Genomic DNA, 25654 nt, shown 5'->3' on the forward strand with positions numbered 1-25654 from the left:
TCCTCCTCAACGTGCAATGTACTCAAACTTAGCCTGACTGTAGCATGACTTTAGCCTGAATACAAGAAAACGAATCCGACAGAGTTAAGGCTTCTCTGTCAGACCCGCTGGATTGGTTACTCGGATAGGCGGTTGAACATACGGCTTGCGGGATAAGGTTTTGAGCTGTCTGAAACTAATAAATTGTTTGGAATCTTCGTCCCATAGGCGGAAGCGAAGAGCAACCAGGCTGGAGCGTAGTGTAATGGTCGTTGCTTTTTGCAAAGGCGGTGTTGCATTATGTGCCTCTTCCAGGAAATAGTTCGGTACACGCGGGCTCAAGTGATGCACATGGTGGAACCCGATGTTACCACTGATCCATTGCAACAATTTTGGCAATTTGTAATAAGAACTGCCTTCAACCGCTGCTTTTACATAACTCCATTCATCTTCATGTTCAAAATACGTTTCTTCAAACTGATGCTGAACGTAGAACAACCAAATTCCGAAGAAACCGGAGAAGAAGAATACGGGTGCTTGCACCATAACAAAAGCCTGCCAACCGATTAACCAGCACATGAAGGCATAGAGCCCAACGATCAAGACCGTAGTCAAGTGAGTGTTAATGCGTTCTTTACGTCTTGCGCCTTTACGATTAGAGCGGTAGGCGAACAGGAATACATAAATGGGCCCGATGCAGAACAATACGAACGGGTTACGATAAACCCGGTAGAAGAATCGATTCCAAGGAGAAGCGGCTTTGTATTCTTCTACCGTCATGACCCAGATATCGCCTACACCACGTTTGTCGAGATTACTGCTCGTTGCGTGATGTATAGAATGCGATGCTTTCCATTGTTGATAGGGTGTCAGTGTTAATACGCCTGTGATGGTACCGAGAATATCGTTGGCGCGTTTGCTTTTAAAGAATGAACCATGACAGCAGTCATGGAAGATAATGAATGTCCGCAGTACAAATCCGGATGCTACCAGGGCAATCGGGAAGGTTAGCCAGTAGGAAACCGATAAGCTAAAGTAAGCTGCAGCCCATAGCAAGAAGAGTGGGAGCAATGTATTGATTAACTGACGGATACTTAATCTGAGATCATTTTTTTCGTAAGGGGTGACTTCTTTTTTTAGCGCCATTTCTTTGGTTCTACTCATTGGATATGTCCTCCTTCAATCGTTATAACTGTAGTCAGCCACAACTTCGCGTTTCCCGGTAAGACTTTCCTTTAGGAAGCGTTTTTATCATTGTAAAACAATACGACCATGACAGTAAGTCATAAACGTCAGCCTTTTATAATGATGAACATCAATGATGGACCATGACATTTGTCATGGTGTAGGTGAGGAACTGGCTTTGCAGAAGAGGAAAAAGAGCGTTTATACAGATTCCTTTGCACAAATTACGCAACAATTTGTATTATGTATACAAATTTTGTTGTGAGCATGGTAAAATCTATCTTTGAGTGATTATGACAACTTATGAGATTGTCGATTAGGTTGATTTCTGATGGATTGGATGGAATGCATGATGAAGAAACGAATTACGGATATTCTATTTATTATGGCAGGTGCCTTTCTGTTTGCACTGGCGGTGAACCTGTTCGTGATCCCGAACGATTTGGCTGAAGGAGGCGTCACGGGCATTACGATTATTTTGTATTACCTGTTTGAATGGTCCCCTGGACTGATGAACTTGATCCTGAACGGTATTTTGTTAATTGTGGGATATCGGTTTCTTGATAAAACGACTACAGTGTATACGATTATTGCGGTCGTATTCAATTCGTTGTTCCTGCATCTGACGGAGAGCTGGACGATTGCATCAGATGAACTCTGGATCAATACCATCTTTGGTGGATTATTTGCCGGTCTTGGTATCGGTTTGATTGTTAGAGTGGGAGGCACTACGGCAGGTACAGTGATCCTGGCCCGGCTTGCCAATAAATATCTCGATTGGAATATCAGTTATGGACTTCTGTTTTTCGATCTGATTGTGGCCTTCTCGTCATTCTTCATCATTGGACCACAAGGTTTAATGTGTACCATTGTCCTGCTGTTTGTCGGAACCAAAACGATGGAGTTCATCATTGAAGGACTCAATCCGAAAAAGGCAGTTATGATTATCTCTTCCAAGCAGGATGAGATTGCAAAGCAAGTGATTGAGAAGATGGATCGCGGAGTAACCGTCCTGTCCGGTCATGGATATTACACCAAAAATAAGAAAGAAATTCTATACATTGTGATAAGCAAGCAAGAAGTTTCCATGCTGAAGAAAATTGTACGAGCAGAAGATGAGATTGCTTTTATTACCATCCATGATGTGCGTGATGTATTCGGTGAAGGATTCATTGAACTCTCTAAGACCTAGAAATGATGCTCTTATATAGAAGAAAAAAGTTGCGGTGGAAGCTCACTGCAGCTTTTTTGTTGCGATCAGGGGACTAATACTGAACTTGTAACCTTGGACAAAAATTGATCTCGGTAGAACTCAGAGGATGTGGGAATATGATGTCATCTATTAGAGTATAAAAAGCTGTACACCCCCAAAAGTCGGTGATATATTGAATTTAATTAATTTGTTAATAAACTTAACTAACTATAAAAGGAGGCGATAACATGGCTGGCACACCGCAATATATTCGCAATCTGAATGAAAACCTGATTATGGATGCTTTGATAACACAGGGAACCATGTCGAGAGCGGATATCAGCCGTCAGACCGGACTTAGTAAACCTACGGTGTCGTCGGCGGTCGAACATCTGATTGCCCGGAATCTGGTGAGGGAAACGGGGAGAGCTGACAATGCTCAGGGTCGCAAAGCAACCCTCATCTGCTTTAATGAAAAGGCCTATTATGTCTGTGGTGTAGATCTTGGAGCAACACGTATTTGGATCGCATTATCCGATCTGAATGGAGAGATCATCGCTTATCGAACGTATCCCATGGTAGTCCAAGAAGCCAATGACCGAGCAGAAGCAATGATGCTGGAGCTTCTTCAAAGCCATATGAACGAACTGCTTGATGAGAATCATCTGAACTGGAACCAGATTCAGTGCATTGGGTTCGGCATACCGGGTGTAGTGCAGCCTGAATCGGGGCGTATTAATCGTATTGTGGACCCGTTAGCAGGTTTGGAACAGGCCTTTTCCCTGGAGTCGTTGTCTGACGCGTTTCCCTGTGAAGTAATCTTGGAGAATGATGTGAATCTTGCCGCGCTGGGGGAACAAAGGAGTGGTGCAGCAGCAGGCTATCCCTTGTTTATTTTTTTCTCCATCGGCACAGGAACCGGAGCTGGCATCATGGTGCATGGCCAACTGCTTCGAGGTCTTGGTGGCTTAACCGGAGAAATCGCGGAGATGTTGATGGAAGATGGGCGCCGTCTAGAGGAAGTGTTGTCAGCTGATGGACTGATGCAACTGGCAAAACGACATCTTGATTCGCTTGATGAAGTATTGGAGGTTGCTGATTCGAATGCAAAAGCAGATGTAACTGTAACTGCGACTGTACATGCAGATGATCTTCGCACACACCTGACTCCGGAAAAGTTGTTTGAAGCTGCACGTGGTGGAGAAGCAGAGGCATTAGAGATTGTTAAACAATACAGCCAGATGATTGCTTCTGCTCTGCGTCATATTAGCGTTGTCCTTGCTCCCAATCTCATTGTGCTTGGCGGGGGTGTTGGGGGGAACGGGGATGTGTTGCTGCCATTACTGAGACAGATCGTATCTGAGCAATTCCCGGTGCAGCCACAGTTAATCTGTTCCAAGCTTGGTGAGCAGGCTGTTGTCACTGGTGCGGTTCAAGTGGCTGTACAACAAACGATGCTAAATCTTCAGCAGGAAGCCATGGAATAAGAGAATGGAAATATACATGTGAGGAGGGAAACGGGATGACAGAGTCCGTGAAAAACGTTAGTAAGGATTTTCAACCCAATCAAGGTGGTACGGTTAGTGGTATGACATCCGGCTGGATCGCAGGTATTGACATTGGAGGTACCAAAACATTAATCCTGTTGTCTTCACAGAAGGCTGGAAGTAAGGTTCATGAACGCCAGTTACCTACCCTTGTTAGTGATCAGCCGGATGTGTTTTTCCGATGGTTATTCGCTGAACTGGAAACGTTCTGCCGTGAGGTGGGGTGCAGTCTGAATCAACTTTCAGGTGCAGGTTTGGGATTCCCTGGTGTGATTCTGCAGGAGGAAGGAATACTGCGAAATGCTCCAGCTTTTCAGTGGCCTGAGCAAGATATTCGTCCTATTATTGCGAAGTATTACACCGGGAATATCATGTTGGATAACGATGTGAATATGGCCGCAATGGGAGAATATGATCAAGGGGCAGCGCAGGGACATCGCCATTGCGTGATGGTCACGGTTGGAACCGGCATTGGAGCTGCACTAGTTCTGAATGGACAGCTATACAGTGGTCAGCATGGAGCAGCCGGCGAGATTGGGCATTTTATTGCAGGAGACGAAGGGCTTCATTCAGGCTACGTTGCGGATGCTGATTCATTTGGTGTATTCGAGCAAGCGACTTCAGGTACCGGAATTACGGAACAGGCGAGGCGGTATTTTGCTGATGGAAAGGGAAGTTCCTTATCCCTGATCATGAGTCTGGCAGGAGGAGAAGCCGAACAGATCGAAGCCAGGCACGTATTCAAAGCAGCTGAATCAGGTGATGTTGCTGCACTGGAGATCCTGGAAATGCCCATGCGTTATATGGCGAGAGGTCTGGCGAATATTACGGCTTTACTTAATCCTTCCATTATAGTGATCGGTGGTGGCGTGGCTGCATCCAACCCATCCTATTATCTAAATGAAGTGCGCACACGGCTCCAACGTTACACCGTTCTGCCTACACCTTTAGCTGTAGCTGAACTGGGGAACAGAGCTGGAGCAATCGGGGCATTGGCTGCAATCAAGTCGAGTCTGACACGCACATAACCATAGAGAATAGGCGAAGCAACTACAGAATTAAAGGATGGAGATCCGGATGAGAAGCAGACATATGAAGGCTTACACAGAGAAAACAAAAGCCGATTCCAATGATGCAAGACGAGTTCTACTCAAACTACAGGGGCTGTACCTGTTTATGGGACTTGCGGGGGGAATGTTTAACCCGTATATTAATCCCATATTGGTAGCACAAGGTTTTACCAGTAAAGAAACCGGATTTATTATGGCGTTTGGCACACTTGTATCGATTATTCTTCAACCTATATGGGGAATTCTGGTAGATAAGTTTAAAAAGACACGGTTCGTACTGGTGATCAGCCTGCTTGTTCCTGCATCGTTAGCGTACTTCTACAATATTCAAGTGTACTTTATATTAATATTGATTTATACTTTATGCACTATATTCCAAGTGACTCAAATACCCGTCGCTGACTCCTATGCAGTTACAGCCGCGAGAGCAGCGAACACCTCATATGGCATGATCCGACTCTTCGGGAGCATAGGAACGGGAGTTGGTGGATTTGCAGCAGGGATGTATCTCTCCCAGTTTTCCATTCACATGTTATGGCTGCCGTTTCTTCTGTTTAATATTCTCAGTGCTATACTGGCAAGTACACTTCCCCGGCAGACGAGCATATCCTCGTCCTCGGTAACCTTCTCCGTAGGTTTGGCAAGATTGCTCCGTAACCGGACATTCCTTCTATTTCTAACAGGTTGTTTCCTGGTTAACCAAACACTCACTGCTTTTAACTCCTTTTTCGTTATTTCATTTCAAATGGCTGGTGGTTCTGTGACCATGACGGGTACAGCGCTGTTGTTAGCGTCGATTACCAATGTTCCATCCATGTTGGCAGCGGCATTCATACTCCGTAAATGGGGACATGAACGAACGATGCTGCTTGCAGCGGGGGCGTATATGTTACGTTGGGGCATACAATGGTTATGGCCTTCGCCTGAGGTGATGATTGGAGTTCAGGTGCTGCACGGGTTATCCTTTGGATTCTTCTATATCGCAGCAGTGGAATATGTGGCTTCCGTTACGGGGCGGGAAATGCAGGCCACAGGACAAAGTTTGTTTAACATGGTGTTTGCCGGATTGGGCGGAATTGTTGGTAATATGCTGAATGGATATTTGCTCGATTCCGGTGGTCCATCCCTGATGTACCTGGCTTGTACGATCAGTGCGGCATTAGGATCAGTGATTCTGTATATCGTCAGTAGGCAAGCCAAAGAACAGAGAAGATCATATTCACTAGAATAGATGGAAGGAGTTGGAGGCTATGAAAGTAAATTTGAAGCGGAATTGGCACACCAAGTTGATGTATTCGTATTTTCCCATTTTTCTGCTTACGATTTCCATTCTGATCTTTCTCTCCTTCCTGATTGTCAACGAACTCTCACGTAACGAAACTCAAAAAGCCGACATTATCTCTACCCGCTACATCGTGGACACGCTGGAGCGCTCGCTAAGCGACATTGAACTCCGGTTGTTGGAAGATATCGGCACGAACAAGACATACAGTCGTTTTCTGGAAGCCGGGCAGGGACAATTATCAAGCCAGTTCATCTATGATGCGGCAAGTGGGCTGGGACGTATGCTGGATCAGCAGGATATGATTCAATCCATCTATCTCTATCGGATGTCTGATTCACAGATTCTTACGCCCAGAGGCATGATGCGCATGGAAGATTTCGAAGATCGTGCCTATATTGAACAAGCCCTGAAGAATCGAGAGAACCTTGGTTGGAACTTGCCGCGTGAATACAAGGAACGTTCCTTCGACTTGCCTTCACAGGTAATTAGCATGAATAAGTGGCTTCCGTTACCGTGGGGTGGAGAAGGTCTGCTCGTTATTACCATCAACATGTATGCAGTTGAGCGTCAGATTGATCATATGACCAATGAAAAGTTGTCTGTACTTCAGGTTCGGGACAAGAGTGATAATCTAATCTATACGGCGCATCAAATGGACCCGTCAGCAGGTGAAATACTTAATCGTGTGTCTGCGGACAAGCTAGGTCTGGTCTTCGAGAGTGGTATTCAATCCGGACAACTGTATTCATGGGTATCCCTTGTCTCTTATGTGTGGATCGGTATTGGATTATTAACGATCGTTGGTGCGGTGGCTGGACTAATCTACATTACTCGAAGAAATACACGCCCCATTCAGTTGATCATGAATCGAATTCAGGCGCTACAGCCACGTGCCGAGGAGGATGAAGCAGCTCCATCAGTCAAAGATGAACTGGCACTCATCGACCGTGCGCTGGAACATCTGATTGCTCAGACGGTTGACTATGAGAAACAGCATCATGAAAACCTGTTAATTCACCGCAGGCAATTGCTTGTTGATCTGATGGAAGGGGAGCGGATGGATTCATTCCGTCAGCGACTTCGCCATCTGCAACCGCTAGAGGAACGATTCATGGAACCGAAGAGTGTTGCCGTGCTCATTGCAGAGATGAATGGTGAGGATCTCTCGACCAATCAGAATATTCTGAAGATTGCACTCATGAACGTAGTGGAAGAACTTGTGCAGAACGAGATGGAATTCGGTGGTTGGGCTGAATGGTTCGGGAATCGCAGACTTATTGTCGTGATTGCATCGGATGAGCAGGTAGGACTGGATCGTGAGTTGCTTATGGATCTGGCTAAACAGATGCATATGTGGATCGCGGAGCATTTCCGACTGCGGTTTACCTTTGGAATCGGACGAACCGTTTCAGGTTGGGAGGAAATTACACGATCGTATGCCAGTGCAGATGCCGGATTACAGCATAGACTTACTCTTGGTAAAGATGCCATTGTTCTCAGTGAACAACTTCCAGATCGTATTGAGATGCAATCTTACAAGTATTTGCAGATGCTAGCAGACTTTGTCCGTGAATTCCGACTAACCGGTGATGGGTGGCGGAAACAGCTGGATCAGATGTTTGTAGCGTTTGGCGAAGATCAGATTACAGATAACGATATTCGCATGCTGCTGCAGGCGTTAATCCAGATGTTGTCTCGTGAATTCGGAGAGCTGTCTGAGCGATTGCAAAGTCAATTTTCCGAAGAAATCCTGACTCGCCTTCGCAGTGATATCCAGCAGGTGGAGACACTCGAGGGAATTCAGGAGATTTTGCAGGAATGGCTTAAAGAGGTCTATCGCAATTATGTTTCTGTAAATGAAACAAAAAGTCATCGCGCGATGATCAACGAGCTGCGGATCTATATTGAAGAGCATTTCGATGATCCGGATCTGTCGCTGAAACATCTGAGCGATCGGTTCCAAATCTCGGGCAAATATGCAAGTTATCTGTTCAAGGAAGAGTTTGAGATGAAGTTTGTTGATTTTCTGGTGAAACTGAGGGTCGAAAAGGCCTGCCGTCTGTTGTCTGCATCCGATATGGCTGTGCAGGATATTGCTCTGCAAGTGGGTTATGCCAATGCCATCTCTTTCGGTAGAGTATTTAAACGGATTATGGGCGTGACACCAGGGGACTACCGCAAGCAGAGTGGTAAACAAGGCGATCAATAACGGGATTGCACGTGTTAGTTACATCCAAGCATCCCATGAAAATCAATATTCATAGAGATATCATATGAAATCTCCTGTATGAGGCGATAAGGTCCGTACCTTATCGCCCTTGCAGGAGATTTTTTACGTGCAGGAAATGCCATCGATACGTTGTTTGGTCAAGTGAAGTTTAATCTTCCGCCAAGGAATTAATACGTCGAATCGTTCTACTCGTGTTGCTAAACAAGGAGATCACATAAGATGTGGTCTCTTTTTCATTTTTTGAACAGATATTTAATGGAAAAAAGATTATTGCAAGTTGGGGGATGCCAGATTGGGTATGAGAAATCAAATATAATACAACATTTTATGTTATTATAGTTAACATTAAAGGTGTGAAAATTGTATATTGTCAGGAAATATGTTTATATATCGCGGTATTTAACTTAAAAACCGTGAATTTTACATTTTGAAAATAGTTTATTGTCTAAATATCAGATCGTATGTAATGATTAGTGACATTCACAGGTGCAACGAAATTGGGTTGAACAAAGTGGAGTGGCAATCATGTGAATCCATTCAGAGAGTGTGCGAAAGGGGAAAGGTCAAATGAGATTATTTCAAAGACGTAAGGCAGGCAAGGCAAGTTCAATCCTCGCAGTGGTAACAGCATTCACTCTATTATTATCCGCATGTTCATCAGGAAGCGAATCTACATCTTCATCAGGAGAATCGGGTTCGGGGGAAAAAACGACTTTGAAAGTAGAAATCTTCGATCGGGGAAACACACCGGCGGGCTACACCATTTCGGACAGTTATCTGACTCGCTTCATTCAAGAGAAGTTTGGCGATCCAAACAACATCGATGTTCAGTTTGTTCCGGTACCACGCTCGGAGGAAGTACAGAAACTTAACGTTCTGATGGCGAGTGGCTCTGAAGTACCTGATATCGTATTTACCTACGATTCGGGAACATTCAACCGGTATGCAGAGCAAGGAGGTCTGACCGAACTTACGGATCTGATCAATCAAAGCGGTCCTAACCTGAAGAAGTTCCTGGGAGATGAAACGCTGGCCTACGGTCAATACGATGGACAACAGTTCGCGGTTCCAGGTAAACGTCTTGTACTTGGCAAGTACGCATCCTATGTTCGTCAGGACTGGCTGGACACACTCGGACTGCCTTCACCTGAGACAGCTGAGGAGCTGCATACTACACTGAAGGCGTTCAAGGAAAAAGATCCAGGTAAAGTCGGCACAGGACTTATTCCTATGGGAATGTCTATTGCTTCGGCTCAATATGAACCGCTGATCTGGTCATTCATTGAACCGCTGACGGAAGAACAGAAATATACATTAACGCAACAACTGGGTTCCAATGACTATCCAACCTTATTGCCTGGTTTCAAGGACGCCCTGAAATATATGAACACACTTTATAATGAAGGATTAATGAGCAAGGACTTTGGACTCGACAAAGACAAGAAAAAGCTGTGGGAAGATGTATCTAACGGCAAAGTTGGATTCTACACCGAGGATGCAGGGGAAATCTACATCTCCGGTACGTACAAAAACCTGCAAACCAATCAACCTGGTGCAGTGATGACACCAATTGATGCATTCAAAAACTCGGAAGGTAAATTCGCCAAACCGGCATATGCGCCAAATGCAATGTATGTCATGATTCCGAAATCAAGCAAAAATGCGGAAGCAGCGATGAAGTATCTGGATTGGATGGCTTCAGACAACAACCTGTTCGACCTGCAATTCGGTGTTGAAAACGAGAACTATGAACTTGTGGATGGGGTTCCACTGATCAAAGATGATGCTTCTCCTGAAATCGCAGGTCGTATCTATAATTCCGGTGACATTGCCATTATCGTCAATGGTAAATACGTTGGAGATGACAAGAAAAATGAAGAGGCTTATGTCGTTCAGGTAGAGTCGAAGTATCGGGATGATATGCGTAAGTCGGTAGCGATCTCTAACACGGACACGATTCAACCAGTGCGCTTCTCCAAACCGATTGATGCAGAAGCCCGCTACGGTAATGGTCTGAAAGACAAGTTTATGGAGTTCTTCGTGAAAACAACGATATCCAAACCAGCTGATTTTGAAGCCACGTATGACAGCATGATGAAGGACTACATGGCGAGCGGTGGTCAAGCAATCCTGGATGAACGTACAGAAGCTTACAATGCAATGAAATAAGTAGAGTAGAGATCACATCTAATGCGTACGCGACAAAGAACAGGGATTCCATCAAGCTGATGACAACATCACCTTGATGGAGACATCCTGTATGACATGGGGGGAAGGTTTATGAAAACAAGCATCTATTTCCGCAGAAACTGGCAACTATATGCGTTGCTCCTACTGCCCATGATCTACTTCATTATTTTCAAGTATGGGCCAATGTATGGCGTGCAGATTGCGTTCAAGGATTTTAACTTCTTTCAAGGGATCTCCGGTAGTGAGTGGATTGGTTTGGATGCATTCAGAGAAGTGTTTCAAAATCAGGGCTTCTACACCGCATTACGTAACACGTTAGTACTTAACATGCTGGATTTACTGGTCTCATTCCCGGCACCACTTATATTGGCCATCTTACTGTTCGAGCTGAAGAAGGCCTGGTTCAAAAAGTTGGCACAGACCTTACTGTATATTCCTCACTTTATTTCGTGGGTGATTATTGGAGGAATCGTACTTCAGGTATTTGGTACGCAATCCGGATTCATTAACAATATCTTAATGAGCATGGGATTCGATCCATTGCCTTTCCTTTCAGACAAAAACTATTGGCTCTTTACGTATCTTGGGGTAGGCGTGTGGCAGAGTGCAGGCTGGGGTACGATCCTGTATCTGGCGTCCCTGACGGGCATTAACCGGGAACTGTACGAAGCAGCAGAAGTGGATGGAGCAAGTCGGCTGCGCAGAATCTGGCACATCTCCTTGCCAGGCATCAAAACGACGATTGTTACCTTATTGATCATCAATGTCGGCAACATGATCTCCATCGGCTTCGACCGGCCGTTTATTATCGGAAACGTGGCTGTGCGTGAATACTCGGATGTACTCAGCACATTTGTCTATCGTGTCGGTCTACAGTCTGGTCAGGTTACGCTCGCAACAGCTGTAGGTTTGTTCCAGGCTTTAGTTGGACTTGTCTTCATACTCGGTGCGAACTATACGTCCAAGAAATTAACCGATGAGAGCATTATGTAGTGGATTGAATCACATATGATCTGTAAGGAGTGAGTGGGATGTCTGAAAACACGGCGAATCGAATATTCAACACGGTAAACGTCATTCTTATTGTCATTACGATGGTGCTGTGTCTTGCACCATTCATTCATATTATTGCGATCTCACTCAGTTCAAACCGGGCGATCGGTTCAGGAGAAGTATCCTTTTTTCCCAAAGAATTGTCCTTTGAGGCGTATACCAAAGTATTTGCAGATGGATCAATGATTCGTTCCCTGATCTATACAATATGGCTGACCGTACTTAGTACTGTGCTAAGCATGGTGATGACTATCGCAGCAGCTTATCCACTGGCGAAGAGTAATCTGAAAGGGCGCAAGTGGTTCATGCTCGTCATTGTGGTGACGATGTTCTTCAGCGGGGGCATTATTCCCGAGTACATTCTGATCAAAAATCTGCATTTACTCGATAGCACATGGGGACTTATTCTGCCTGGATTGATTAGTCCGTTCTACATGATCATCCTCATTACCTTCTTCCGAGGTATTCCCGAAAGTCTGGAAGAAGCAGCAGGCATGGATGGAAGCAGCCACTTCGGAACACTTATGCGCATTATCTTGCCGCTGTCCCTTCCGGTTATGGCGACACTGAGCTTATTCTACGCGGTAGGACGCTGGAATGGTTTCCAAGATGCACTCATGTATATTACCAAGCCTGAGCTATATCCTTTGCAATTGAAATTGTATCAGATGATCCAGCAAAACCAGATTACAGAGCTTATGCAGAACGAAGGAATTGGTGCCGTTCAGGTATTGCCTGAGAGTCTGAAAGCAGCCAGCGTTATATTCTCAACGTTACCGATCCTGCTTGTGTATCCGTGGTTGCAGCGGTACTTTATCAGTGGCGTAATGGTAGGTGCTGTAAAAGGTTAACAATCTCGGGAGGTCGCATGACATGACACAACGAATGGTAGAGAAGATGTCGAAAGAGCAGCAGTACCTTGTAAATCAGTCGATGTTGATGATGGATAGCTTCTATGATGAGGAACTGAATCTGATTCGGAGTTTTGAAGAGGAGGATTCCTCGCAGCACAGCACACGAGCCAGTGCACATTATGCGCTCGGGTTGTTGATTCGCAATGAGCCTGGTGATGTGGAACGCGCGATACGGGTGTTCCACAAAGTGCTCGGTTATCAATATGACGCTCCGGATGAAATCTATCACGGAACCTTCGCGACCCGACCCAATGACGTGCATCCACCAGCGGGTCACTATGCTTGGAAATCTTTTGCGCCAGGCACGGCCTATTTCCTGGAACGCACCTTTGAGAAGGTGTCTGCGCAGTTTATGCATAAACTACAGGAAGAGGGTTCTCTGCTCACTGAGGCAGCGGATCCCAAACAACTGAAACACCTTTTTAATTCGGCAGTGAATCAGGTTCTGCCACCGGTCTGGATCAGCTATGATCCCAACTGGCGCGAGTTCATCGCTTGTGTCTGTGTGGTCGTGACTGCCGAATTCGCTGAATGTATACCGGAGACACTCATGAAACGGATGGACCATGCGATGGAGTTGGCTGTTCAAGGGTCAATAGAACGCAGGTTATCCGACGTAATCCCCATGAACACGAATATTGAGTTGATGCACATTTTCATCACCCACTACTATGGCCATCGCTTGAACCGAACAGATTGGATTGTTCATTCAGATGAACAGGCGGAGGGGTTAATGAAAGAGTTTGATCAGTACGATGGTACATTCGCGGAGTTCAATACGACAACGTATTACGGGGTGGATCTGTCCGTGCTTGGCATGTATCGAAAGTATGGACTCACCGAACGTTTGATCGAAATTGGCCACCGGATTGAACATGGGCTGTGGAATAACATTGCGCTATATTATAGTGCCAACCTGGAGAATCTCTCCGGCCCGTTCTCCCGGGCGTACGACATGGAGATGCGAGAGCATAGTTCGATCGGTGTATTTATCTATCTCTTGCTTGGAGAAGGGTATGAATATCTGGCAGGAATCAACTGTGAATCTGGGCATGATCCGCTGATTGCGCTCCTCGGGGTGGATGTGCCCGCTGAAGCCGTACCATATCTCAAGGCTCATCAAGAGGATCGTCTTGTGCAGAAACAGTTCATGGAACTATGTGAGCGCAATGATCCAGCGTCTAACCGGAATCTATGTACGGCCAAAGCCTGGATCGGAGAGCACCGGATGATCGGGGCCATGTCGGGAAGTGTGAATACCAACGGCCAGATGCATCCAGCCACGATTCACTGGCAGACAGAGAAGGGTGAGCGTTATTATCTCCGTTTGATCCGTCGTGAGGTGGGCGAGGGGTGGAATAGTCATCTGCGCGGAATAACGTTCGATGCGGATCTCACGCCAGATACGTTAACCATTGATGTGGAATTGGATACGGCGGAAGAGATCGATGTTTATTTTGAAATCAGGGGGCCATCCCTTCGTCAGCAGGATATTACACCAGCGTTATGGCGGTTCCCTGGACTTACGTGTGCCGTAAAGGCTGAGGCGCCTGAACCATCCGTGTTAATGCATGTGAATCATGCGGAGATCATCTATCGTTATGTGCCTGGGAAGACTGCGAACAAGATGAGATTCGAATTGGCTTTTCGTGAAGACAACGGTTTGAGGAATAAATAGGTATATAAGATGAACTGAACATTTACACGAGAACGAAGAGTGCAGAACCGATCTGAAGAAGCGGAGCGTTCGCCTTTATCACCGGATTTTTCCCTTTGGAGAAGGGGATCAAAAAAATCTGGGGATAACAGCGATCGGAAGATGGTACTGCAATTGGAGTGATCTAGTGTAAAGTTTATTGGTTCAACTTATATAGATAGAGATAAATAGAATATGAATGGGCGATAGAATGAGAGACAGGAGGACCAAGTATGTACACAGACAAACAAGAATATTCGTTCTCAACATGTTGGAATATTAAACGTCATACGACCGGACAAGGCATGATTGAGGAGATCAAGTCTCTCGGATTCAAACAGGTTGAACTGAATTATAACGTTACGGAAGAGATGCTGCAGACGATAGAGCCGATGATTGAACGGGGAGAGATCGGTGTATCCAGTGTGCATAATACATTTCCGCATGTGGCTGATCCGGATTACGGAACGGATTCCGTCCTGCTCGGATTTGATGATGAACCGCGCCGTAAACGGGCGATTGAACTGTTACTTCGCTCAGCCGAGTACGCACATCGTTATGGTGCCAAGGCTGTCGTTGTACATCCCGGTGAAGTTCCGTTCGAATACAACATAGATGAAGCATTGAAAAAGATATACCACGATCAGGGGCCGGACTCACCGGCATATCAATCTTTATGGCAAGAGATGCTGGAGATACGGGAAGATGGTAGCGCACATTATCTGAGCCAAATTCAGGATAGTCTGGAAGAGGTATGCGACTTGTCCGAGCAGCGAGGATATGGGGTGAATTTCGGTATTGAGACCCGTTCACGCTGTTATCAGATGCCGACTTTGCATGAAGCGGGAATAATTATTGGACGAATGAAGGGCGCGCCGCTTGGTCTCTGGTATGATATTGGTCACGGTATGATGATGGATCGAATGGGCCTGTACGATAATGTACGGGAGGCTAACGCGTTGATTGATCACGTGGTTGGCGTGCATATTCATGAAACCGTAGGGTTGGCAGATCATTGGTGTCCATACATCCATAGTAAAGACATGACCTTCTTTGATTCATTTTTGGATATCATTGATCGTTCGCCAGTGAAAGTATATGAGCTGAAAGCCGCGTGCACACCGCAGGAGATCGATGAGAGTCATGGTTTGATTACAGCTCGTATTGCTGAACGTCATGCGGCGCGTAAGCACGGATAATAGAGCACCCGTATCAAACATGAATGCACCTTATAGAGAAGTAAAAAAACCACATATAGAGCGGTTCAGAACTTACCTTAGGTTGCATTGGGAGGGGTTCTGCCGCTCTTTTGTTGTTCTCGTAAAATGTTCCATGCTTTAACGTTTCTCAGGGAGTGTTACGTCACCGAGAATCCCTGCCTGATAGCCTTTGACTACAGCACCAATTCTGGACTTCACACCAAATTTCTGCGTAATAGAGGTAATATGATACTCCACTGTACGTTGACTGATCGCCAGATCCTGTGCAATCTCCTTGTTGGTCATCTCCAGTGCAATGCGGTTAAGCACTTCCCGTTCAGTTGCTGTGAGGGATTCCTCCAGATTAGGAGATAACATTTTCTCTGGAATAAGCACATGACCCAACATACTTTGGTGGATGGCGTTGATAATCTGTCCATACGTTGCTTGCTTCGACAAATAGGCATGAACGCCCAGATCATAAGCTTTTAACTGGAATTCGTGATAGTTGTATCCGGATAGTAGGATGATTTTAACGGATAACCCGTATTGATCTTTCAATCTTCTCACAACCTCGAATCCGTCAAGCTGGGGCATGCGGATATCCATCACGACAACGTCTGGTCGCAACGTCTCTACTTCGGATAAGAAAAGCAAAGGATCATTGAATGTCTTCACTACCTGTATGTCTGGTTCACGATTCAAACGGTTGTTGAGACCTTCCATGACCAGAGGGTGATCATCAAGCAGTACGACTGTGATTGGTTCGTTCATTATTCAGTAGCTCCTTTGATGAAAGGCAAACGAATGCTTATTGTGGTTCCTTTGCCAGGGGTGGAATGTACGGTGAATTCGCCACCGAGATGCTGAATGCTGCTTTGTATGGATATCAAACCGAAGTGCCCTGTTGCAGTATCAAATGTGGTATGAACATTAAACCCCAAACCGTCATCTGTGACTTGAATAATCAGATGGTTATCTCTTGTATGTACCTGAATGGAGCAAAACGTAGCTTCGGCGTGTTTCATTACATTCATAATGAGTTCACGGATCGACCGAAAAACAGTGGACTTCAGTGGTTCTTGCTTCAACTCTTCAGACGAAGCATGGTAGCTTAGCTCCATCATGATACCACTTTGCATTTCAAGCGTACGGATGAGCCATTGCAGCGCTTCTTCAAGATCACTTCGATCCATAATATGAGGGTACAGATCATCACACAGTTGGCGAATATCTTTCTGGGAAGCATACAGGCACTCCAGCCAAACAGCCGTTTGACCCTTATCCGTCACTCCGGTATCATGTAATTCCTCCAAATCACGAGACAGGAAGATCAGGTTTTGTAGCAGTTGATCATGAAGGAAATAAGAGGTTTTCATACGCTCTGCCTGTTGGGCTTCCATCAAAATATCATTGAACTCCCGATGACGGCGTATCTGGTGTTCATGAAGCGTTGTCTGATCTACACGGTGTTCATATCGCTTCTGAAGATCGGATAAGAGTCTGCCATTGACGAGCATTCGAATCGCTTCCAGCCTGCCTTGATCAATGATATCCTGCTCTTCTGCTGAAAAAAGGGTTCGATTTTCTTTGTGACCAATGCCCAGAAATCCCGCCATCTCCGTCGTTGGTTCACCTGATAGCTCCCAAACCTGCGCCAAATCATATTTTTGTCGTAAAACTTCAATGTCTAACGCCTCATTATCGGTAGTTAGAATGGAAGCAAAAACCCCTGTACCCTCCTGAGAATATCGGTGTTTATCATCAATCCATATCACAATTACACCTTCAACATTCAGCATCTTGTGGAACATCTCGGCAAACACGTGAATCATGTCCCGCATGTTTTGCTGCTCAGCCATCCGTACAGTCAACCGCAGTTGCTGGTGTTCCAGCCAGTCTTTGTTAAGTTTATTTTTCTTGCGGGAGCGGGTGAGTGTGTACTGATACGCCCACGTGATTAGCAAAAACCAGACAAACAACAAGCTAATATGAACGAACGTATGCAGGTGAGAAGCAGCCAAAAACAGTGAAAATACGATTAAAGCATACAGTCCATGAATCATCAATCGTGGCATAACCAGTTTGAAGTCAAGCATACTCCGTTGCACAAGTACATAAGTGAACATCCATGATAAAGGAAGGAATCCAATGAGTGTGTATTCAACAGGCAGCAGCGGTTCTCCTTGCAGCAGGGTTGGAATGGCAAAGCAGATGATAAAGGGAATCAAACTAATAATAATTCCGGTTAACATGAGCAAAAGCTGGTTCTGCTCCTTGCGGTTGTAGCTTTTACGATTAACCCATGTCATCCAGATTAAGATCAGAAGGGTTGTGCAAAGAATAAAGTTAAGCAGATTGGTTGGACCAGACGGTGCAGCAGGTGTGCTAATTACAGTAATGCCTTGATTGAACTGAATATCGGTCATCATCCATTGCCTGATGTACAGAAAGGCAAGGCCAGTAGAGTAGGCAACGGCAATACCTCTGCTGATGATTAATAACCATCGGAAACGATGCAGACGGGTACGGAATACAAAAGACACATAAAATGCGGTTAGACAGTAAGGTAACCATGCCGCACAAAAGGCCAGAATATAATTGGATAAAGGCAACTGGGATGTATATATCGTCAGAATGCATAAGGCCATGGACAGGTTAAGCAAGTAGAATAGACGCATCACCCGTGAACCGGGTTGGCTAAACAAAGCGTAGCTTCCGGTCAGTAACAGCAATAATTCTACAATGGATGAGAAGCCGATGTTGAACCATTCACGTGTTCCAGGTTTCATTATATGTTCGGCTGCCTGACTGCGAGAATTCTCAACGCCTATGGTGTGGGCTTTGGTCACTAAGAATACACCTTTTTGATAGAGTAACCGGACTTCTCTTTCGGGTTCCAGCGTGATAACGGTGTCACCTGATCTAATCCCGGATGTATAGGCTAAGCCTTGCGGATCTACATCATGTACTGCCCAAGAATTGGAGGCATTTGGTGTCAACGAAAGTCCGATATAAGGATTCATAAATGAAGAGATATGGATATACGTGGCTGTCAGTATAAAGCACAACATCGTTACAAACCACACGAAATTAAATTTAGTTTTCATGAATCTATGTAATGGGAGTCTTAGTCGCATGGTAAAATCATCCGTTCTTATCAAATGCATCATTGGTAAAATGAAGTGGAAAAACAAGCCATGCAGCAATGTCATGGCTTGCCGAGCATCACTCTATGTTAATGTAGCAGAGTGCCTAACATTTTGTACATCAAAACTGATGATTCCTGCCTGAGCATAGGCTGCTTCGATCTATAATCCACAGCACCGGTGATGGATACGGATACTTCCGGACCGTAGAGACCTAGAGCAACCACAAACTGGACACCTTCTTCAGCCCAACGATCCTGTGAACCGATGAGTTCGGCAGTTACGGCAGGTGCGCCAAGTAGTTGTTGTGCCGTTCTCGAAATAATCACCGCGGCCTCTTGCCTTGTTATGGCTTGCTCGGGATGGAACAATCCACGGGTATTACCTTGCACAATGCCCAGTTCAAGGGCAGTTTGAATGTAGGCCGCATAAGGACTAGATTGGGTATCTTTAAATGTTGGTGGTTGAGCTGAAATGGACATCCCGCTTATGCCCACAACCTGTGTTACGAACTCCCCACGACTTACGGGCTTCTCCGGTTCAAATAGGGATTGATCCTGTGGATACAGGCCAATCTGTGTCAAACGATAGATGTACGGAGCATAGGGATGGTCTTCTGGCACATCTTCATAAGGCTTGGCTTCGGGTAATTTTTCGGACCAGCTATCTGACTTGTTGTAATAGAAATATGTGATTTCACCTGACTGGTTTTTTTTGAAACCAGCAAGCTTACCGTCCTCATCCATGAACAACATGTCCTTAACGGGTGTTAAAGTGTGAGTGCCATAAGCATCTATAACCTGAAGCCCTGTCTCTGTTGCTGAAATATCATATAACCATGCAGGCAGGCGGATATCACGATATAGTCCCTCGTAGGAACGGAGTGAAGACTCGGGTACACTATAATTGACATCTTGGGTCTCTTTGTTCGGATAAAAATGATCCATAAATGCTTGAAAAAGCGCTTCTCGCAGATCAGGTCCATCACTGTTGGAGACGATAAGCAGTCCGGTCTTCTCGTTAGGCAACAGCCACATATTGGAGTGGAAGCCCGCAAGATCGCCTGCTTTACTCACGACTTTCCGTCCATGATTATACTGTGAATAGGTGGATTCGAATCCATAACCTGTGCCAGGTATATCGGGGTGTATGGAGACATCCAACGTATGCATCGCTTGGACGGATGATGGTTCGAGTATACGTGCGCCCTGGTAGGAACCTTGATTGAGCTGCCCAAGCATAAAATGAGCCATATCCCGTCCAGTCGTTATTAATCCGCCTTCAGGTGAACTGTCGGGTACATTGGGATATTGCGGGATTTCCCGTCCTTCAGCGTCATAAGGAGTTGCGAGTTTTCCCAGCGTGTTTTTGCTTAGGGTAAAATGGCTATCCGACATGTGAAGAGGCTTGAATATATGCTGTTGTATATAAGTCTCAAAAGGAAGGTTGGACTGTTTCTGAACAATGTAGCCCAAGAGTGCATAGCCGTAGTTGTCGTAACGGAAAACTTCTCCTGGAGTTCGCACAACGGACGGTTTGTTGTCTTGGATGAATTGCTCAAGCGGATAAGAACGATTCAGCTCCCTGGGTATAGCTGCTGCATCTGTGAAATCAAACCCGCTGGTGTGGGTCATCAGATGTTTCAATGTTAACGCTGTTCCGGTACGGTTGGTCAGATCCAAAGCATCTGTGTATGCGCTGATATCCTGATCAAGCTTTACGTCACCTTGCTCGGCCAATTGCATAATGGCGGTTGCTGTCAGCGTTTTGGAGATGGAGGCTACACGGAATAGAGTGGAGTCGGCATCGACTGGGATTTGTTTTGCCACATTAGCATAACCATATCCTTTATTCAAAACGATCTGTTGATCGTGAACAACGGTGACTACCGCACCTTTCAGAGCAGACTTCACTTCAGGCTGGGCGAAGAATTGATTGATGAACGATTCAGTTTCCTGAGGGCTTACCTGAGGAAGAGGGAGACTGCTCTCTGCCGATACACTGGTTACTGTGGTGAAACTCAGTGATGCAACCAGGAGGATGCTGGCTACGGCACGTTTCCATTTAGGATTCGATTTGTAGCTCTGTTGTTGTTGAGTTGGATAAGTTACTACGTCAGATTTCATGAAATTCTCCTTTGAGTTGAGATATGTTGGCTATCTACATTTAAGTACATCTATAATCTATCAGTTCGACTACATTGGCGATTCCGTAGTGCACACTTATTTTTGCGTGACTTCCGCAATGCTGTTTGCGTGATCCCGCAAACGTAGAGGATGCAGAGTGCGTTTCGAATGATCTTGAATATATGAAAAGAGGTATTTGTCATGATGGACCCAACGGGGGTCTCGACAAATACCTCTTTTTGTTCCACCTTTTATTTTCAAAGGGTAGCGCTATAGTGCGAAGAGATTGGTAGTTAGATATATAAGCTACTCATACATCCGTCGTTCAAGTTCGGCATAGGCGATGGCTGAGTCATTAATGGAATTGTCGATATAAGCGACGGATGCAGCAGGGAGCGGCCAGGCTACTTCCTTTCGGACGAGAGAAGCTGTGAACGTATCCCAGTTGGCTAACTTCCATTCATCCAGTGGGGATTGTCTCGCTGTGATTCGCTCGTGATATAAGGATTCATTCTCCAGATAAATATAGGCCACACGAACATCCGTATCCTCCAGAGAACGTCCAATTTGTGCAAGTTCCTGAGTAATCCAATCGCGAGTTCCAATTTCTTTGGTGAACGGCCCGACAACGATCGTATCGATACCCAACTGCACGTTATCCAGAGCGGCGTCCATCGTAATACGGTACCCAAGATCACGGCACAGACGTTTGTATTCAGGTGAATCCCGGTCGGATGGATCCAATCCCTGAAGAGTCATAATTGCTTCAGCCGCGGGCCGAAGCAGGATATCCATGTCGAAGAAAGCAGCTTTATGTTTACGTGAGAGGGCTTTGGCAAGTGTAGTCTTGCCGCTCCCAGCCCCGCCGAGAAAGAAAATCAATTTGCTCATGAATGTAATGCCTCCTTAATTGTATTGAAAAAATAGTATATGTAATTGAAAATTACACGAATATATAGATTCATCATTAGAATTCGTGAATGAAAGGACTTGTTTATTTTAACATAAATAAAGAAGCTTGTTGGCTAGACAGAAAAGGAAGGATAAGTAATATCATACCTAGTTGTTCTATGCATAGGTTTCCGATGTATATGAAAAGAAGAGATTTGAAAGTGTATTTTCCGGAATCTAAAAATTCTTGCTAAATGAAATTGAAAAGGAAGGAGTGAGCGCGTTGCAGGTTAACAAACAAATGATTAAAGGCAGTACCGAAACATTGATTCTGAACTTGCTTCAGGAACGACCGTTGTATGGTTATGAATTAATTAAGGAACTACATCGTCAATCCGAGGGTGTGTTTAATTTGAAAGAGGGCACGTTATATCCTATTTTGCATGCTATGGAGATTGAAGGTTGGGTAGAGTCATACTGGATGGAGGTTGAAGGCCGTAGACGGAAATATTATTCGATTCGTGACAAGGGCATGGAGGCCTTACAAAGTAAAAAAGCAGAGTGGAATTTGTTCCGTCGAGCTGTGGATCGGGTGCTTGGGGAAGGAGGCCTGACATGACGAATCGACATGAACGAATTCAGCATTATCTTGATCACATGTGTGTTCAGGTTAAAGCTCGCGAAGTACATAACGACCTGCGTGATGAATTAGGAAACCACATGGAAGAGATGATTTTGGATAAAGAACAAGAAGGTTATACAGAGGAAGAAGCAATTGCATATGCCATTGAACAGATGGGTGATCCCGCTGTCGTAGGCAAGAGTATGCACCGATTGCATCGCCATCGTATGCATTGGGGGCTGTTAACGGGAATTGCCAGTTTGCTAATCATTAGCCTGCTGCTGACATGGATTTATACGACAAATATCTCAGTTGAAACCTTTCAGTTCTTGTATATAAGTCATTTGATCTACACTATTTTTGGTTTAGTACTGATGGTGTTTTTGATGTATTTTGATTATCGAAAATGGAAAAAAGCTGCATGGTGGATCTATATTTTGTTAAGTGGTATGTTGTGGATTAATCCGCTGGTATCACCGTTTGATTATGGTGTACAACGGTTCTGGAGCATATTTGGGTTAACAATTGATCTTACGACGATATCCATGTGGGTATTGCCCCTCGCTATAGGTGCGATTATGCTGGATAAGCTGCGTACTAAGTGCGACGTACAATCCGTCTCCACGTATATTCTTCTTGTAGCTTTGCCGTCTTTTAGCCTGTTTCAAGCTTCAGATTGGGTACGATTGTTTCCATTCGGAACGGCAACTATTATCATGTTTGCCTGGATTACACGAAAATGGCTTTATGCGTTTGTAGGTGCTGCAATTACGGGAAGTGTCACTTGGATGCAGTTGTTTTTGAGTGGTGAATACAGGCGGTTTGAGAGACACTCTGCCGTTTTGAATCTACAGAATGATCCGCTAGGAAATGGTAACTATAACCAATCGATTATGAGTATTCTTCATTCCGCCGGATGGTGGGGAAACGGTTCTGACACGTCTTTTGACCACTTTAAAGGATTTTATATGGACTATCCTGGTGTAATGCTTATTGCTGTATTTGGTTGGCTAGCAGGCATACTGCTGTTGCTTGGAATCGTATGGTTTCTTGCTAGTATGCTGAGAATGCTACCTCGTGTACTCGATGAATTTGGTCGTATGATCGTATTCAGCATTACGGTGATGTTTTCTTTGCAAATGCTTTACTCGCTTGCGATGACTACGGGAAAGGTTCCGATTGTCAGCGTTACTTTCCCTTTTATTGGATTTGGTTCTCATGTGATCTTAGAATACGCCATGATGGGTTTACTGCTTGGAGTATATCGACGTAAAGATACTATTTCATTGAGAAGCAAACAGGGAGAGCCGATCACGACAATGTCAAAATAAAATTAAAAGACGCGCGATCGGATGGTACCAGTATATAAAGTTATATAATACGATGTCTAATCAAACTGATGTGCTCGCGTGTCAGAAGGAAACCAGATATGCCGCAGGTTCACCCAGCCCTGACTGTTAAAAGATAGCCCACGCACGGAAGGCAGATAAGCCGTCTCTACCGGTTTTTCAGATAAATGGAACAGTAGGTTCTGGTCAATCAAGAATCGCTCAATACGGTCTAATTCAGAAGTTCGATCTGCTGCGATTGGAGAGGCAACGATGGTTTGTAATATCTCATGAATCGTCATCCGAGCAGAATCTTCAAGGTGCTCAGACAACGTGGAGTAGAGATCATATCTGCGCAGTTCTTCATCCCTGTCCCGAATCAGCGAGAAGAGAATCAGATCAGACTCCAGTCGCAGATTTCCTTTGAACTGCTCCATCGTAGCGGTTCGGACGGTACAGGAGAAACCGCACTGCTCCAGTATGGACGCCAGATGTTGAGCATCCCTGCGATATTGTGGAATGGTTGCAATGTGCAGGGAGATGGGACTAGCTGAAGGGAATCGTTTAGTAATATCTTTAAATCCCTCCGGGTCAACCATCCGGGTATTCACCGCACTAAAATCAGGCACGACGACCTCAGAGTCATCGGCACGTCCGTCATCTCTATACATTCCAGCAAGACATGATTGAATATGTGCTCTTATTTCCGGATCGTTTAACGGTCCGGTTTTTTGTGTATTACACGTGAGCAATTTATGAACCATTACACCTGCACTAATCTGTGTCCAGTCTGCACCCGTAGACGAAGACGGATTATGAACAAGATGAAAGAACGGAGTTTCGATATCTTGGCTATCATCCATTTTTGCCGAGGCACTCCACGGAATTTGCAGGATATCTACCCGGTCCATATGTGCTCTACCTTGAAAATACGATGAAAAGGCTTCAAGTCTGCACAAGTGATCATCCCAGGCGGTGACCTTGAACGGTCCCGTCCCAACAGGTTTTTGCATCCCATGCACATCACTCGAATGCTTCATCTTATGTTCGTTTGTTCCTGGTGAGGGTACAATCGCCGCACGACTTGTTGTCAGGAAGGACAAAAACAATTCATGAGGATTTTTAAGCTGGAAACACACGGTTAAGGGATCGACCGCTTCAATAGAAAGGATCTGTTTACTTACATCACGGTACAGTGTCCGGCGATCTGTGGATTGTAGCCGTTCGAACGTATGCACAATATCATGAGCCGTCAGCGTCTGACCATTGTGAAAAGTAATACCTTTTCGTAAATAGAAGATCCAGGTCTGCCGATCTTCACTGACATCCCAGGTATGAGCCAGACAGGGGAGAATCTCACCCTGTTCCCCCCGTTGAACCAACCCGTCAAAGACATGACTGGTAACAAAGGACTCAGCGAGTAAATTGATATATAGCGGATCAAGCGCATGGAGCTGTTGGCGCAGGGGCAACCGAAGCGTATCAATCTGCTCATTATTGGTGCCAGCTTCCGTATGATGACCCGAATAACCAAGCAACCACTGATTGAGATGATCCTGCATGGTTGTTGAACTGGAGAATGCGCTCACCTGCTCGGCAGCTTCCAACAATTCCCGGCGATTCATGGCCTGCATCATGTATTCTGCGGCGATTTGGTCAGCCGGGACAAGCAAGGTCAGTGAAGAACGCCGACCACGGCCGCGCTGGGAAACCCAATGAATCCAATCGTGGGCTACCATCTTTTTGACAATCGTTAACGTATTGCGGTGTGTACAATCGAGCAATTCAGCGAGGTCGGCGAGCGTAAGTTCATGTTCTGTATGGTGACCGTAATGGCGATGCAGCAGCAGATATTGCTGATGTAATTTCAACGTGTGGATTCCCTCCTGGAGGTGATCTCTGGCGTAATTCTCTAAAATAAGAAGTTTTATTGATTTTAATTTCTATTTATATTCCTATTTTATCATCTAGAATAAAGCATAGAAAGGTTAATGGAGG

The 25654-nt window shown here is 45.2% G+C and carries 18 protein-coding genes; 12 read left to right on the forward strand and 6 right to left on the reverse strand.

The window, feature by feature from the left end:
* Positions 1-84: 84 nt before the first annotated feature.
* Entirely contained in the window at positions 85-1143 is a 1059-nt protein-coding gene (locus tag WFI24_RS07685) for a fatty acid desaturase (RefSeq protein WP_336759783.1), read from the reverse strand.
* Positions 1144-1516: 373 nt separating this feature from the next.
* On the opposite strand from WFI24_RS07685, the gene WFI24_RS07690 reads away from it, so the two are divergent.
* From WFI24_RS07690 to WFI24_RS07735, 10 genes are all read left to right on the forward strand, one after another.
* Entirely contained in the window at positions 1517-2356 is an 840-nt protein-coding gene (locus WFI24_RS07690; RefSeq protein ID WP_145321320.1) for a YitT family protein, read from the forward strand.
* Between the two features lie 248 nt (positions 2357-2604).
* The gene (locus WFI24_RS07695; RefSeq protein ID WP_336759784.1) at positions 2605-3843 is read left to right on the forward strand and encodes an ROK family transcriptional regulator; all 1239 of its coding nucleotides are present in this window, start codon (positions 2605-2607) and stop codon (positions 3841-3843) included.
* 35 nt (positions 3844-3878) lie between these two features.
* Positions 3879-4931 (forward strand): ROK family protein, encoded by a 1053-nt coding sequence (locus WFI24_RS07700; protein WP_336759785.1) that lies wholly within the window; start codon positions 3879-3881, stop codon positions 4929-4931.
* A 49-nt stretch (positions 4932-4980) separates the two neighbouring features.
* The gene (locus tag WFI24_RS07705) at positions 4981-6204 is read left to right on the forward strand and encodes an MFS transporter (RefSeq protein WP_336759786.1); all 1224 of its coding nucleotides are present in this window, start codon (positions 4981-4983) and stop codon (positions 6202-6204) included.
* Between the two features lie 19 nt (positions 6205-6223).
* Positions 6224-8467: a helix-turn-helix domain-containing protein gene (locus WFI24_RS07710; RefSeq protein ID WP_336759787.1), complete on the forward strand. Its 2244-nt coding sequence runs from the start codon at positions 6224-6226 to the stop codon at positions 8465-8467.
* A 588-nt stretch (positions 8468-9055) separates the two neighbouring features.
* Positions 9056-10657, forward strand: a complete 1602-nt coding sequence (locus WFI24_RS07715) for an extracellular solute-binding protein (RefSeq protein WP_336759788.1) — start codon at positions 9056-9058, stop codon at positions 10655-10657.
* A gap of 111 nt (positions 10658-10768) precedes the next feature.
* On the forward strand, positions 10769-11671 hold the full coding sequence (locus WFI24_RS07720; RefSeq protein ID WP_336759789.1) for an ABC transporter permease: 903 nt from the start codon (positions 10769-10771) through the stop codon (positions 11669-11671).
* Between the two features lie 38 nt (positions 11672-11709).
* Positions 11710-12582 carry a carbohydrate ABC transporter permease gene (locus WFI24_RS07725; RefSeq protein WP_336759790.1) on the forward strand — a complete coding sequence of 291 codons (873 nt, stop codon included), beginning with the start codon at positions 11710-11712 and terminating at the stop codon, positions 12580-12582.
* 22 nt (positions 12583-12604) lie between these two features.
* The gene (locus WFI24_RS07730) at positions 12605-14323 is read left to right on the forward strand and encodes a hypothetical protein (protein ID WP_336759791.1); all 1719 of its coding nucleotides are present in this window, start codon (positions 12605-12607) and stop codon (positions 14321-14323) included.
* Positions 14324-14574: 251 nt separating this feature from the next.
* Positions 14575-15540 (forward strand): sugar phosphate isomerase/epimerase family protein, encoded by a 966-nt coding sequence (locus tag WFI24_RS07735; RefSeq protein ID WP_336759792.1) that lies wholly within the window; start codon positions 14575-14577, stop codon positions 15538-15540.
* Between the two features lie 138 nt (positions 15541-15678).
* On the opposite strand, the gene WFI24_RS07740 is transcribed toward WFI24_RS07735, so the two are convergent.
* From WFI24_RS07740 to WFI24_RS07755, 4 genes are all read right to left on the reverse strand, one after another.
* Positions 15679-16314 (reverse strand): response regulator transcription factor, encoded by a 636-nt coding sequence (locus tag WFI24_RS07740; RefSeq protein ID WP_145318114.1) that lies wholly within the window; start codon positions 16312-16314, stop codon positions 15679-15681.
* Positions 16314-18614 (reverse strand): sensor histidine kinase, encoded by a 2301-nt coding sequence (locus tag WFI24_RS07745; RefSeq protein WP_336759793.1) that lies wholly within the window; start codon positions 18612-18614, stop codon positions 16314-16316. Before WFI24_RS07745 ends, WFI24_RS07740 begins: the two co-directional genes overlap by 1 nt.
* A 164-nt stretch (positions 18615-18778) precedes the next feature.
* Positions 18779-20815, reverse strand: a complete 2037-nt coding sequence (locus WFI24_RS07750) for a serine hydrolase (RefSeq protein ID WP_336759794.1) — start codon at positions 20813-20815, stop codon at positions 18779-18781.
* A gap of 306 nt (positions 20816-21121) precedes the next feature.
* Positions 21122-21706 carry an AAA family ATPase gene (locus tag WFI24_RS07755; RefSeq protein ID WP_336759795.1) on the reverse strand — a complete coding sequence of 195 codons (585 nt, stop codon included), beginning with the start codon at positions 21704-21706 and terminating at the stop codon, positions 21122-21124.
* Positions 21707-21989: 283 nt separating this feature from the next.
* Here WFI24_RS07755 and WFI24_RS07760 point away from each other — a divergent pair, with 283 nt between their 5' ends.
* Both WFI24_RS07760 and WFI24_RS07765 read left to right on the forward strand, forming a co-directional pair.
* Positions 21990-22325, forward strand: a complete 336-nt coding sequence (locus tag WFI24_RS07760; protein WP_336759796.1) for a PadR family transcriptional regulator — start codon at positions 21990-21992, stop codon at positions 22323-22325.
* Entirely contained in the window at positions 22322-23659 is a 1338-nt protein-coding gene (locus WFI24_RS07765) for an FtsW/RodA/SpoVE family cell cycle protein (RefSeq protein WP_336759797.1), read from the forward strand. Before WFI24_RS07760 ends, WFI24_RS07765 begins: the two co-directional genes overlap by 4 nt.
* A 56-nt stretch (positions 23660-23715) precedes the next feature.
* Here WFI24_RS07765 and WFI24_RS07770 read toward each other — a convergent pair whose 3' ends face one another.
* The gene (locus WFI24_RS07770; protein WP_336759798.1) at positions 23716-25527 is read right to left on the reverse strand and encodes an ABC transporter substrate-binding protein; all 1812 of its coding nucleotides are present in this window, start codon (positions 25525-25527) and stop codon (positions 23716-23718) included.
* Positions 25528-25654: the final 127 nt, after the last annotated feature.

The organism is Paenibacillus sp. USHLN196 (genome assembly GCF_037144955.1).
GTDB classification, from domain to species: Bacteria; Bacillota; Bacilli; order Paenibacillales; family Paenibacillaceae; genus Paenibacillus; species Paenibacillus xylanexedens_C.